Annotated in this window: 1 pseudogene; it reads left to right on the forward strand. The window is 60.4% G+C overall.

Annotated features, from left to right (window positions below):
- Positions 1-1,079, forward strand: a pseudogene (locus NKH06_RS31955) (hypothetical protein); the annotation flags it as partial.
- Positions 1,080-1,211 lie beyond the last annotated feature (132 nt).

Genomic DNA, 1,211 nt, shown 5'->3' on the forward strand with positions numbered 1-1,211 from the left:
CCGAGTTGCGTGACCATGCTCGTTCTGTGCCGGCGGCGGTGCAGCCAGATCCTCCAATAGGGGTCTCCGGTCGCGACAAGGGTCCTCTTTATTCCAACGATGCGACCCTTGTCGAAGGGCTGAGGTCAGCACTCTATGCCGGTAAGGTCGGGGAGATCACGGTCAAGCGCCATGTAGATATTCTTTTCGGCTTTGGTCATTGGCTCGTTGAAAATAACAAGCCGGGGATTGCGGATCGGCTTCACGAGGAGTCGCTGGATCGGGATCGCAAGGAGTACGAGATCTGGGGTGGCGGCCCCTCGGCCGTGGCTGGGTCACTGGGTCGTCTCAAGACGTGGGCGGGCGGAGCGCCAGTGGTGGGCCGCCCGGCCCTGAATCCCCACCCTGCCGACGCCGTGCTCATCAGAGAGTACACAGCGGCTCTCATCAAAGCGTACGAGGCAGCGCCGACCGGGCCGAAACCCCGTACCGTTGAGGTCTATGGGTCTGCTCTTAGACGTTTCAGTCAATGCCTGGTTGAAAACAAAAAGCCGGGGATTGCGGATCGGCTTCACGAGCGGTCGCTGGATGAAGATGCCAAGCGCTATATGAAAACCGCTGAAATCAGTGCACTAACTCATGTCCGGAAGTTCGCACTCGGGCGCGAAATTGCCCTTGCTGCTCGTCCGGAAGACGCAGTCGGCATGGAGGCTCGTGCCATTGGGGACGCCGCTGCGCAGACCGCGGCACAAGCTCATGGCCACGCAGGAGAGCAGGGACCCATCTCTCGAGCTCAACAAGTCGCGCCAGCGCCGTTTGAACGGCACTTGGGCAAGAAGCGCGAGGCCCAGGTCGGACTGACGAGTACACTTGACAGGAGCAACCTCGTGAACAGCGGGGGCGTCATCATAAACAATGAACATTCCACAGCGCTGTTGAGACCGGCGAAGAGGCAGAGGACTGATAATCCGCAAAGCCGCGCCATGGGGCGGCAACTGAGCGAAGCAACCACGACGTCCATCAGCCAAGCCTCCGATCAAGCCCGAGCGGACCTAGTGGCTTCCTTCAGAAGCAGGGAGCGCTCCGACGCGGGGCGTTGAGCTCCATGGCTGGGGTCAAGCAGAACAGCTCTCTTGACGACAGAGGCGCTGATGCGATCTCCGGACCGGTAGCTCTCGCCGTAATTGATCAGGCTGGTACTGTTGGAAGGCTTGATCAGCCTCGTCACCCCA

This window comes from Mesorhizobium sp. M1342 (genome assembly GCF_040317955.1).
Taxonomy (GTDB): domain Bacteria; phylum Pseudomonadota; class Alphaproteobacteria; order Rhizobiales; family Rhizobiaceae; genus Mesorhizobium.